The sequence below is a fragment of the Vibrio tasmaniensis genome, from assembly GCF_024347635.1.
Classification (GTDB): Bacteria; Pseudomonadota; Gammaproteobacteria; order Enterobacterales; family Vibrionaceae; genus Vibrio; species Vibrio tasmaniensis.
In genome coordinates this window covers 991,338-1,003,032 of the sequence record NZ_AP025511.1, presented here as the reverse complement: position 1 = coordinate 1,003,032, position 11,695 = coordinate 991,338, and the positions used below count along the sequence as shown (strand labels likewise).

General features: G+C 42.5%; 11 protein-coding genes. 6 read left to right on the top strand and 5 right to left on the bottom strand.

Going from position 1 to position 11,695, the window contains the following annotated elements; all coding sequences use genetic code 11:
* Positions 1-35: 35 nt before the first annotated feature.
* From OCV44_RS18755 to OCV44_RS18745, 3 genes are all read right to left on the bottom strand, one after another.
* Positions 36-347 (bottom strand): hypothetical protein, encoded by a 312-nt coding sequence (locus OCV44_RS18755; protein WP_139685344.1) that lies wholly within the window; start codon positions 345-347, stop codon positions 36-38.
* Between the two features lie 182 nt (positions 348-529).
* Positions 530-1,570 (bottom strand): porin family protein, encoded by a 1,041-nt coding sequence (locus OCV44_RS18750; protein ID WP_139685343.1) that lies wholly within the window; start codon positions 1,568-1,570, stop codon positions 530-532.
* A gap of 171 nt (positions 1,571-1,741) precedes the next feature.
* Entirely contained in the window at positions 1,742-2,659 is a 918-nt protein-coding gene (locus OCV44_RS18745; RefSeq protein ID WP_246091784.1) for a DUF3187 family protein, read from the bottom strand.
* A 257-nt stretch (positions 2,660-2,916) separates the two neighbouring features.
* Between OCV44_RS18745 and OCV44_RS18740 the strand changes: the two genes are divergently transcribed.
* Positions 2,917-3,711, top strand: a complete 795-nt coding sequence (locus OCV44_RS18740) for a response regulator transcription factor (RefSeq protein WP_139685341.1) — start codon at positions 2,917-2,919, stop codon at positions 3,709-3,711.
* Positions 3,712-3,820: 109 nt separating this feature from the next.
* Here the strand turns inward: OCV44_RS18740 and OCV44_RS18735 are convergent, their stop codons facing one another.
* Both OCV44_RS18735 and OCV44_RS18730 read right to left on the bottom strand, forming a co-directional pair.
* Positions 3,821-4,654: a RecX family transcriptional regulator gene (locus tag OCV44_RS18735; RefSeq protein WP_139685340.1), complete on the bottom strand. Its 834-nt coding sequence runs from the start codon at positions 4,652-4,654 to the stop codon at positions 3,821-3,823.
* Between the two features lie 370 nt (positions 4,655-5,024).
* On the bottom strand, positions 5,025-6,629 hold the full coding sequence (locus OCV44_RS18730) for a mechanosensitive ion channel family protein (RefSeq protein WP_139685339.1): 1,605 nt from the start codon (positions 6,627-6,629) through the stop codon (positions 5,025-5,027).
* 252 nt (positions 6,630-6,881) lie between these two features.
* Between OCV44_RS18730 and OCV44_RS18725 the strand changes: the two genes are divergently transcribed.
* The 5 genes from OCV44_RS18725 to OCV44_RS18705 all read left to right on the top strand — a co-directional run bounded on the left by OCV44_RS18725 (position 6,882) and on the right by OCV44_RS18705 (position 11,625).
* The gene (locus OCV44_RS18725) at positions 6,882-7,130 is read left to right on the top strand and encodes a hypothetical protein (RefSeq protein WP_139685338.1); all 249 of its coding nucleotides are present in this window, start codon (positions 6,882-6,884) and stop codon (positions 7,128-7,130) included.
* A 443-nt stretch (positions 7,131-7,573) separates the two neighbouring features.
* Positions 7,574-8,050: a hypothetical protein gene (locus OCV44_RS18720; protein WP_139685337.1), complete on the top strand. Its 477-nt coding sequence runs from the start codon at positions 7,574-7,576 to the stop codon at positions 8,048-8,050.
* Positions 8,051-8,145: 95 nt separating this feature from the next.
* Positions 8,146-10,209, top strand: a complete 2,064-nt coding sequence (locus tag OCV44_RS18715) for a protein-disulfide reductase DsbD family protein (RefSeq protein WP_139685357.1) — start codon at positions 8,146-8,148, stop codon at positions 10,207-10,209.
* Between the two features lie 3 nt (positions 10,210-10,212).
* Positions 10,213-10,782, top strand: a complete 570-nt coding sequence (locus tag OCV44_RS18710) for a protein disulfide oxidoreductase (RefSeq protein ID WP_139685336.1) — start codon at positions 10,213-10,215, stop codon at positions 10,780-10,782.
* Between the two features lie 123 nt (positions 10,783-10,905).
* The gene (locus OCV44_RS18705; RefSeq protein WP_139685335.1) at positions 10,906-11,625 is read left to right on the top strand and encodes a DsbA family protein; all 720 of its coding nucleotides are present in this window, start codon (positions 10,906-10,908) and stop codon (positions 11,623-11,625) included.
* Positions 11,626-11,695: the final 70 nt, after the last annotated feature.

Here is an 11,695-nt window from a genome sequence, read left to right as displayed (position 1 = left end):
ATATTTAATCGTCCTTTTTATTGACAGCATTGGCTCTACACAGTGACACAACTCAACCGAGTTTTAACATCAAAAACAATGTCGACAGAATCAAGACTTCTTAGTGATTTCCTATGAATACTACATATCTGCCCTGTCAAAACAATATAGAACTTTTCTGTTTTGAGTAAATTCCAAGCTTCATCAAGAGATTCAGCATAAACCTTGTTCTTGAGATCTTGTGGGCGAGTACCTGCGACTCTTCCATGTTTACGCGCCAGTTCAAATAGTCCATTTCGATTCGGTTTACATATAAACAGAGTGTCATTTCCGTAAATAACACCCTTGGCAGTAATGCTCTTAACCATTACATTCTCCAGATCATCATCCACTCATAACACTGAGTGACAAACCACATATCTGCTTGTGGATGCTTAAACGGCAAAAGAGAGAAGATGGTGTAACGACCGGGCATGCGACACACCATAGCAATCAGATTTAAAGTTCTTAAGCTCTCAAAGCTATTAAGCTTATTAAGCTTATTAAGAGCTTAGAAGTAATAGTAAGCTGCTGCGAATACGTGAGTTTCTTCGTCGTACTGTGCGCTAGTTGAACCAATACGTGTACCATCGATATCTTGTTTGATATCAATACCCATGTCAGCATTGTCTGCAATACGGTACATTGCCGCGATGTTGATGTAAGAAGCATCTACATCCGCTTGGCCATCAAGTTCATTGTTGCTAGACGCGTAACCCGCTGCGATTGTTAGGTCTTCAGAAACTGTGTAACCACCTGAAACGTAGTAGCCTGTGTTCTTAGCAGAATCACTCTCTTCAATCCAAGAGTTCATACCTAGTTTAAGAGCACCAACCTTAACGTTACCTGTTACAGTGTAAACTTCGAAGTCAGCTTCGTAATCACGGTTTTCGTAACCAGCGTATAAGTTGAAGACTTCTTGCTCTAGGCCAATGTAACCGTTCACACCTTTGTCGAACTTATCATTGTTACGAGAGTCTTTCGTTTCAAAGTAAGAAATACCGTAAGCGATACCGTTTGTCGCGCCTTGGAATTTAACCACGTTGAAGCCGTCAGAAGCATCACCCGCAGAAGCACCAAACTCGTATGTGTTGTCGCCTGCACCATCCACTTTATCTAGCGCTGTATCGTTTTCCCAACCGAATGAAGCGATACCGAAACCAGTGTCGAAACCTAACCATGCTTTGTCTACGTCAGCTACAGGGCCCGTATCGATACCGTTTGTCCAACCAGAAGTTGCAGCGTCATTCGCTGAAACGTTGTTGTCTGTCGTGTAGTTCACCATCATGTCAGTTTCGAAGTAACCGACAATACGGTTGTTACGGTAGTTTACGGCAAGAGTAAGACCCGTTGCCCAGTCATCGTAGAGCGCTTTAGAACCCGTGTCGTAGTAACCACCAACACCGAAAGAGCCTGATACTGAGAATTGATCCTTGTGCATTGAATCGAATGAAAACATATCTTCGTTTTGGCTGTTTTGGCTGCTTGTATTTACAGCGAAAGCTGAACTTGAAATGCTCGCAATCGCAAGTGCTACTAATGTCTTTTTCATGATAACCACTACCTATATATATTGATTCGGCCCCGTTAATCCGGCCTTTGGAGTGGCGCTATTGTTCAAAAACTTGTGTCGTAGATATACCGTAAAACTACTGGAACTTTATCGTTGGGATGAATTTAATTACATATTGATATGTCGCACTTATTATCTGAAATCGGGCTTTTATATTGAGAAGCGTAACCCAATCGTAAACCCAATATCGGTGCTGTTATCCATATTACGAATATTCTCTGTCATCAAGGCTTCTAAACTAAACCTATTTAATCGGTACCGATAACCCAGCACCACTTCATTAGACGGCTCTGAAAAATCAGGATCATCTTTCCCCCAACCTTGATAATTCAACGATTCAATGACCAAGCTATGATGAGCATCGAATCGTAATTCATAGCCTACAGCCCAACTTGAACTGTAGTTTTCTAAGAGAGCAGAATAGTCATCACTATTACGGTGAACTAAACCAATAGTGACAAACATATTGTGATGCGCTGATACATAGCTGTAATTCAGTTGAACACCTTGCTCAAAACTATTCCGCTCAAACTGCCCTTCTCGAACATTGTTGTAAAACAGAGAACCACCAGCAGAAACAGAAGAAGGGCCTTCGGAATACAACAATAATTCATTGTATAGCGTGACAGCATTGGTCAGTTGATCACCTTCGAAATCAGAAATATGAACACCCGAGTTATTAAAATCCATAGTGAATTGGTCTTGAGGAACTTCATCCCGACCATTTTGGCCAATATTAAATAGGTCATGAAAGCCCATAACAAAACTATCAAGTCCGTTATCTTTTGCTGTTACCACTCGATAATCCAACTCCACCTTCCATGTAGAGGATGCCTGCCATTGAACAGCAATATTCGATTGGTTTTGGTAGTAATCGAGACCATATACGTCGGTATGAGCCCAAATACTGGCTTGAGTATAAGAGGACTTGAATTCAACCGCCCCAACCTTTGCTGGTTGAGCACCACGGAGCTGTGTAGAGAGAACGTTTGAGTGGATCGGCGACTGCGAATACACAAACATTGGGGATGTATTCGCGCTAACCGTAGGGTGAACAAAGATCAGCATCGATACTGAAATGGTAAGTAAGGTTCTAAAACGTATCACAGTATTTACTCGGTTCGATAAATACTCAATGTTATAAGCAACACCACTCATTTAATGCGGGAAGTTTACTGCTTATCACCTCACCTTTTAGAACAAAAAGTTATATAAAATTAAATACAATAATCACCCAACAATAACGAGATCTTATCTTGCACTGCATCACTCGAACGAATATCCTCTTTGTTATAAATACAGTGAAATGTTGATAAAGGAAAGATGTGTCGGCCACTAACCTAAGTTTTGAACAATTGTTGATGAAGCAATCGACGACTCTCATCAATTGCGATCCTAACTGTTTTCAAGCTACTTGGTCAGAGGCAAGCTTTGACGTACTCGATTGGTTCGGGATAGATCGTTTAACACTCTACCCTAATTCAATGGTCTTACTCGAAGACCGGAAGACTTGTTCAGTATCGAAAGCGAACATACCTCCGGTCAATAAACAGAATCTCATTGGCGGCAACTATCTTGATTATTTAAAGCTGCTAAAGACCCAAAAAACTTATCTCGCGTTTTCGAAAGACGACCTCGAGAAAACTCAGAATTACGTATTAAAGCAGTTGTATAAAGAGGGGGGCCGATGGCACTGCATCATTCCTTTGCAACTCTTTAACCAACGTTGGGGAGCACTGTCTTTTACTAACTTTCACGACAACGATACCACCTTCGACCTCGAAGACATCCAGCGCTTAAAGTTAGTGTGTGAGCTTTGGCTCTGTTATTGGCAGCACTCAACGCTAGCTAGGACACTAAAGCAAAATGAGAATCTGCTAGAAGACGACAGTGATAAATTACTCTTACTCACCAAAAAGCAGACCAAGGTGCTGTCTCTTATTGCTCAGGGCTTTAGTGCCAAAGAGTGCGCGGATAAGTTGCACTTGAGTCCCCGCACAATTGAATCACATAAGTACAGAATGCTTGGATTACTCGATTTGAACAACCACAATGACCTTCTTCAGTTCGCGTTGCGCAATGGATTAGGCATTACAGAAAACCTGCACACAACGCGTTAAAATAATCTGTTGACCCTGTAAATCATTCTGTGTTCGATGACCTTCAACTATTTATATCTGAAGGGTCTGTATTTATGAAAGCTCTATATTTCTGGTTTAAGGACACTGGCTACTCGTTACCTTCACTCAGAGCAAATTTGATTTCGTCAGAAGAAAAGCCTTTTCGACTCAACATTGCATACGCCTTGGAGCGTTCTTTATGATCGTTAAGGTCATAAGATTTCTTTTGCAGTTGTTCTAAACACGAAGAATAAAAGTCTAACTGATCTTCGTGAATTAACCGATCAACTAACGATGACAACTCACTGGTGTCGATTTGTCGCTGTCTAAGCTCTTGCTGGATAGCGGTCAAGCCTTTGCCTTTACGAGCATATTTGAGCACTTCTTTTTCCAAATCCGCTTTCTCAGCCTTGATTTGAATATTACTTTTCAGTTCATGCCCTTTTGGGTGCTGGTCAATGGCGGCTTTCACTTGTTGATAGCTAAAACCACGCTTTTGTAGTGTCGCAACCAGCTTTTCACGGCTCATGGTAAAGCTTGTGTAATAATGGTTGATTCTGTCTATTAGGATGGTCTGTTCATCAATAGACTTTTCGAAAGACACCTTGTGAATCGCATCTGCGATAATCGAATCCGTAAGCCCTTTCTTCTTCAGTTTTTCGACAATGTATCGAGAGCCAAATTCACCAGAGAAAGCTTGTTCCACGAACTGTTCTGCGAACACTTGGTCGGATTTTAGGTACCCAAAACCTTTCAGGGTACCTAAGGTTTCATCGATCCATTCTTGATTATCGGTTTTCACTTTCAGCTTCGCAATCAGCTCACTTTCCGTCATATCTCTCTGGGTTAAATGCCACATCGCAGAGTTCATAACACTTTCAATTCGTGTTGCTTTTCTTACCGTAGTGTTTCTACTGTTCGTTTTTTTCTGTGAATCATCCATTCGATTTCAACTGTCCAGATTGAGCCTACCCCATGATAACGTAATTCTAATGCGGGTGACGTGACATAAAAGAATGAAGCTCAATATAATACCAATCGTAGTAAATAACTGTTCACCCTAGCTGGTTAAAACGCTCGATAACGACGTTAGAACTTTTGATTGTAGAATAACTACTTATCAAAAATTTCTGCCTTGTTCTCAAGCCTTTTTCCTGCGCTATTTCTGATCACTTACTTACTGTGATTGGTATAAACTGACAGCCAATAAAAATGGACGCTGATTCAGCGTCCATTTGATATCACATGAAGAGTTCGACTTAGAGTTGAACTTAACTTTTTCGTAATAGCTCTTTTCTAAATAGCTTTTAGTATTAGCTCTCTTCGTGATTGTAAATATGTACATCTCGTTGAGGGAATGGAATCGTGATGCCTTCTTCATCGAAGCGTTTCTTCACGGTTTCCGTCACATCCCAATACACATCCCAGTAATCCTCAGTCTTAACCCAAGGTCGTACGACGAAATCTACAGAAGACGTATTTAAGGTATGAAGCTTGATCATATGCTCTGGTTTTTTAAGTACGAGAGGATGCGCAATAATAATCTCGTTCAACACCGCTTTTGCTTTATCAATATCATCTGAGTAACCAATCCCAAAGACCATATCAACACGTCTCACTCGTTCTGCTGTGATGTTGTTGATCACGTCACCCCAGATCTTGTTATTTGGGATCACCAAGCGTTGGTTATCGATGGTTTGAACGGTCGTTGATACTAAGCTCATGTCTTTAACTGTGCCTTGAACCCCTGCCACTTTAACCATGTCACCCACATCATAAGGGCGATAGATCAAAATCATCAAACCCGATGCAAAGTTAGACAGCGTGTCTTGCAGTGCAAAACCAATAATGACACCCGCAACACCGAAACCAGTAAGTAACGGTGCAAGCTCTATTCCTATCTGAGATAGGGCGATAAGCAAACCGATAAACACAACCGCTTTCGATGCGATGGATACAAAGAAGTCTTGCATCAATACACTGAAGTCCATCTTCGAGTGCGAGACACTCTTACGAACGGTCTTGCGAGCCACATTAGCAATCAGGCGAGTTACATACAGAATCCCGAGAAACAGAGCGAGTTTAACGATAAAAGATGGGGTGTTTTCAAAAGCCCATGAGCTGAACGAACGTAACCAACCATCCAATAGATCTAACGCAACATCGATATCCAATACATCAGCGTTAATGTCGCCGGTGGTCGCTAATAAAATACGCTTATAAGAGGTAACATCAACGCCAAACGGCACCATCATAGAGATACTTTTCTCTAAGCTGGCAACCATCACACTGGTTCGTTCGCTGAAACGTATTAACTCCGTTTTTATCGTCGCCTTTTCGTCTTCACTAACAAAAGACAAACGACGCTCTAGATCTTGACGCTGCGTGTCTGTATATAAAATCGCATTAGTCAGATATTGAGAGCGAGAAACTAATGCGGTTTTTAACTGATTTTCCGCAGCTGACACATCAACACCTCGATCTTTTGACCAACTTAAGGTCTTAGAGAGTTGCTGATAGTAGTCATCCATCATACCAATACGTTTTTGAATCAACAGCTCAAGACGTTTCTTAGCATCTCCATCAGCCGAGCGGTTTTCCTTACTCATAGAGACAATCTTAACGTCATTCAATGACAATAAGTGCTGTAAAAGCTCAACTTGCTGGGCAAGAACAGCGTCTAAACCTTGCTTCTTATCAGATGATAACTGGGAGGAGATCTCTTTACGTAGCGCTTGGTTTTTACGCCTTAATATATCTTCTAAAAACGGCTTTTCAGCATCGTGGGCTGTTTCTAATGTGGCTAGGTCCAACATTAGCTGGTCTTGTACTTCTGCTATTTTATCGACACTTTGCGCAAAACTTCCAAATGCGACAAACGCCAACATTAACAATAGACAACGCCAAACCTTCATCATACTAATTCCTATTATTGTCTAAATTGACCCTATAAATAGTAGTAAAAAGAAGATGGATAACAAGCATTTAAACGTATGTTGTGTTAAAACTTTGCAAAATATCAGTCCGTATCTAATATTTGAGAGTTCCAATCCCCGCTTATGACCTGTAGAGTACGCAACCAACAAAAAAACAACGGTCAATATCTTCACTTAGGCATATGCACTAATCGCCTTAAACTCGATGTTGCCACACAGCAAGAGAGCAAAAAAATGAACGACGAACTTGATGTTATTGAGTCTCTAGAAGAACTAGAGCGATTCCTAATTTCTGTAGAAGATGGCGGTTTAGGACTTGAAGGTGTTGAAGGCGTAGGCATGGCGACCAACAATTCAGACGGTCGTCATTTCGTTGCAGTATTCAACAGCAGCCACAAAGTTTTACTCGCTCGCTGGATCACTAAAGAAGTGTTTGAAAATGGTAAAGACCTAGTTCGTAACGGCCCTCGTCGCACTCATTAAGGCGTTCAAATAGAGCCTAGAACATTAAAGACTAATAGATTGAGCCCAATTAAGTTTCTAACGAGCGATTGGGCTTTTTTGTGTCTGCTGTTTAATTGATCTTTTTCAAACACAACCACACTGACCTCTCATGTATGCGTAGCTGGCGCGCTTAAAACGTTACTTTGAAACCGTCACCTTGAAAAAGCATCTTGGTTAGAAAAAACCACCTAGGCGAGAAATAGTGTCAGTTGATGAGAAAAACGGCGGTCAGATAAAAAGAACAAACTATTATGAACTTAAGCCGATACTTGATGCCTCACTCGCTAGGTTTGGCATTTATTCATCCCTTTTTCTTTGACAATTTTATGACTTGTAGCTCAGAGCAAAGTTATCTAAGCTAGCCACAATTCTACAAGCTCGCTTTAGCTACTAACTATTAACTGATTCGATTACTGATTGATTTGCTGAATACACCATTACTTTTCTTATCCAAACAAAATCGCCGACAAAAGCATTCGCTTTGGGCGCTGTTCCTTACCGGACTGGTTATCGTAACTTGTCTGGCGAGTACTCTGTCTGCAAACAAAGTAACCTCTTCAGCTTCCTTAATTGGACAATCAATACTTGTCGGCGCAGAAACCAGCCACCCACAAGCAATCGTCGCATCTTTCGATAAAATGTCTGAGCTTTATACTAGCGTTTTTGGTTCAGAAGCATCTAAAGCTCTGACAACACCAAATTCAAGTTCATGCAGCCTGAGTTCAAAAATGCTGACCTTTGCCGCCCCGAAAACCGGTTGGCTGATTCCATTCGTTTTACTTATCGCTGTTGCATTCAGCTTGTCTCCTCACATCTCGAGACTATCCAGTGAGAATCATCGCTCTTCTCGACCTACAAAACACCGCTTACACCTAAAGCACTGTATATTTAGAGAGTAAATAACCGGGCTACTACACCCTTTTATTTATTTTTTGGAGATACATTTGTGTACAACACACTACTAACTAAGTTTGTCGATTCGTTGGCATTCTGCATGCGTACATGCGCGAAAACGCTAGTCACTGCCCTTTTGGTTATGACGTCATTTACTGCTTTAGCACAGACGACGGGCTGGCTCAGCGTGCCTGAACATCCACCCGTCAAAATGCGAATGATGTCGACGGGTGAGCAATCGGATGACGGTTCTAAGATTCAAACCGTGCTGGATGTCGTTCTCGACGGTGATTGGAAAACCTATTGGCGTAGCCCTGGTGAAGGTGGTATTCCACCTAGTTGGGACTGGTCTGGTTCAACAAACATAGAGTCGGTAGAGTGGCGTTGGCCGATCCCTAAGTATTACGAACAGCTCGACGTAATGACGTTAGGCTACAAAAAGCACGTTAGCTTTCCTATCACCATAACGTTGAAAGACAACACGCAGCCTGCGGTATTCAGAGCCTCCCTCTCCTTCCCGTCGTGCACCAATATTTGTGTTTTGACTGACTATGACATCGAACTGCCCATTGATCCGCAAACTTTAGAGCTCGATGAAGAAGCAATGTTCTTGTTCAATCAAGGCATGAGCCAATCTCCACGAGAAGCTAACCGCACTTCAGTGAACGGCCTGTTCTGGGATAAAAGTAAACAACAACTGGTGACTCAGCTAACAAGCAAGGAAGGCTGGGATAAACCGATGGTATTGATTGATGGACAAGAAGTGCTTGATGACTTCTTCTCTCCACCAACCGTCCACATCACAGACAATACGATGACCGCAGTATTCGATGTGAGTAACTGGTTCGGCGAGGTCGACTTAACGGATCGCACAGTGAGTATTACCGTTTCAGATACTAACTTTGCCGAAGAGATGACCGCGCAAGTTGGTTCAGACCCGATAGCTTACCAAACAAGCAACAACAGCTTTCTAGTGATGCTTGGCTTTGCGTTAGTAGGCGGTTTAATCCTTAACATCATGCCGTGTGTTCTACCCGTGTTAGGGATGAAGCTAAACAGCATCATTCAGAACCAAGGTGCTTCAAATCGCCACATCCGACTCTCATTCCTAGCATCTGCTGCCGGTGTTATTACTTCGTTTGCGCTGTTAGCTCTAGGCATGACCGTTCTAAAAATGGGTGGCAATGCGATTGGTTGGGGAATCCAGTTCCAAAATGTTTGGTTCATCGGGTTCATGCTGATCATTACCCTACTGTTCTCAGTTAACCTACTCGGTCTATTCGAATTCAGGCTTCCGTCAGGCTTAAACACTTGGATGGCAACCAAAGGCGATGATTCCCATTCCGGTCACTTCATCCAAGGCATGTTTGCGACACTACTGGCAACGCCTTGCAGTGCTCCATTCCTAGGAACCGCAGTGGCTTATGCTCTGGGCGCAAGTTACCAAGAGTTGTGGGCTATCTTTATCGCACTCGGCATTGGTATGAGCGCACCTTGGTTGATCTTCGCGTTATTCCCAAGCCTAACTAAATTGCTACCAAAACCGGGCGCGTGGATGTTCAAAGTTAAGTTGGTATTCGGCTTAATGATGTTCATCACCAGTCTGTGGTTAACAAGCCTACTGAGCCCATTCATTGGCAAGTTCCCAACCATCTTGTTGTCACTGTTTATCGTCGTTTCAGTGTTAATTTGGATTGGCATGAAATTAGGACGCAAGGTACTGATTCCTATCATGGCAACCACAACCTTGGTATTTGGTGCTGCATTGATCGTCGGTAGTGTTACCGCTGATAACTGGGCAACGCCAATTGTCGATAACCTTGATTGGCAGAAACTGGATGCGAAACAAATCCCTCAGTTGGTCGAGGAAGGAAAAACCGTCTTTGTCGACGTGACTGCAGAATGGTGTATCACCTGTAAAGCCAACAAAATTGGCGTCATTCTTCAAGATCCTGTCTACAGCCACCTGCAACAAGAAGACATTGTTTTGATGAAAGGCGATTGGACAACACCAAGTGAAAGTGTCACTCAATACTTACAAAGTAATGGGCGATTTGGTGTGCCATTTAATATCGTTTATGGCCCGAGCTATAAAAATGGTATTCCATTACCCGTGATTCTAGACAGTGACACTGTTATTCAAGCCATCGACGCTGCGAGATAATTGATGAAGACGCCCAACAATGAACAAAAGCCTAGCTCTGCTGAAGATAACACTGTAAAGGCTGAAACCAAAAAGCCAAGCCGTCTTAAGAAGTGGGGAAAGGAACTCGTTTCAATGATACTGATCGTTGGCGTGGTTTCGTTTGCCATGGATTTTTACCACAGCAGAAGCATGCCTCAAGGAGACGCGATACCAATCGTAGGTCAGTCGATCCAAGGTGACGATATTGATGTTATCGAGCTAAGCAAAAGCGGTAAGCCCGTTATTGTCTATTTTTGGGCTACTTGGTGTAGCGCGTGCAAATTGGTGAGCCCGACGGTTAATAGCTTCAGCGACTCCCATCAAGTAGTTTCTGTCGCACTTTCATCTGGCCCAGACGAACGTGTTCAGCGCTTCTTAGACGCCAAAGAGTATGACTTCCCTGTTATCAATGATCTCTCTGGATCGATCAGCAGAAGTTGGGGAGTCAATGTCACGCCAAGTATTGTCATCATCAAAGATGGAAAGATCAGCAGTATCGCAACCGGCGTTACTTCCCCTATCGGCCTGTGGTTAAGAACCTACTTTGCATAACTCGCTCACTAAGAAAAACAGAGCAGAGCAAATGAACCGATTAAAGCCAATTTAACAAACAATAATACCGTGAGCGCGACCCAAAACGCGCTCACGATTATCAAGAATTAGAGAATAAATAACATGAAAAAACATCTGATAAGCACACTGATTTTAGGCTCACTAATGAGCACCAGTGCGTTCGCTGAGTTAAGCACAGAACAAACTCAGCAACTTGAAGAAATTAATCAGTTCCTTAAGGAGAATCCTTCTACGATTTCAGGGCTGCATACCAGTTTAGAGCAGTATGTAGCAGGCCAAGCGCAAGCAAAGAAAGCTCAAGCGGAGAGTCACGATTGGTTGTATAACAATGACACTCACCCAATCACGGGCAACCCTGACGGAAAATCAGTCATCGTTAACTTCACTGACTACAACTGCCCTTTCTGTAAACGCTTAGAGAAAGGCTTAGTGAAATTAGCTTCTGAAAATAGTGATATCAAAATCATCAATGTGTACTTGTCATTTAAGCAGCAACAAGTAGATGGCCTTGATACCAATGCGGCTCTATACGCGATGAAAGTATGGAAAGATAACCCAACAGCCTTCCCTGAAGTCAACCGACTGCTGATGGCAAAAAGTGGTAGCCACACAAAATCTTCACTACAAGCTGTGGCGAAGAAAACGGGAACAGAAGCCCAGTTGGACACAACAGATGAACAAAAGAACGCGCTAATGACCAACCATCAAACCTTTAACGCTCTGGGTTTAACAGGAACACCAACGATGATGATGAACGATCAGGTTCTACCGGGTTATGTGCCTTACGATCGACTAAAAGACATCGTGGATGATGCTTTTTAATCAAGTTTAGATAGAGATTCGAAAGAGTAGAGAATAAAAAGCCGACTAGCGTAACTCATAGTCGGCTTTT

Bases quoted from the DNA above. Each gene is read 5' to 3' on its own strand.
- OCV44_RS18755 (WP_139685344.1), bottom strand. From the start codon at position 347: ATGGTTAAGAGCATTACTGCCAAGGGTGTTATTTACGGAAATGACACT.
- OCV44_RS18750 (WP_139685343.1), bottom strand. From the start codon at position 1,570: ATGAAAAAGACATTAGTAGCACTTGCGATTGCGAGCATTTCAAGTTCA.
- OCV44_RS18745 (WP_246091784.1), bottom strand. From the start codon at position 2,659: ATGCTGATCTTTGTTCACCCTACGGTTAGCGCGAATACATCCCCAATG.
- OCV44_RS18735 (WP_139685340.1), bottom strand. From the start codon at position 4,654: ATGGATGATTCACAGAAAAAAACGAACAGTAGAAACACTACGGTAAGA.
- OCV44_RS18730 (WP_139685339.1), bottom strand. From the start codon at position 6,629: ATGATGAAGGTTTGGCGTTGTCTATTGTTAATGTTGGCGTTTGTCGCA.
- OCV44_RS18725 (WP_139685338.1), top strand. From the start codon at position 6,882: ATGAACGACGAACTTGATGTTATTGAGTCTCTAGAAGAACTAGAGCGA.
- OCV44_RS18715 (WP_139685357.1), top strand. From the start codon at position 8,146: ATGCGTACATGCGCGAAAACGCTAGTCACTGCCCTTTTGGTTATGACG.
- OCV44_RS18710 (WP_139685336.1), top strand. From the start codon at position 10,213: ATGAAGACGCCCAACAATGAACAAAAGCCTAGCTCTGCTGAAGATAAC.
- OCV44_RS18705 (WP_139685335.1), top strand. From the start codon at position 10,906: ATGAAAAAACATCTGATAAGCACACTGATTTTAGGCTCACTAATGAGC.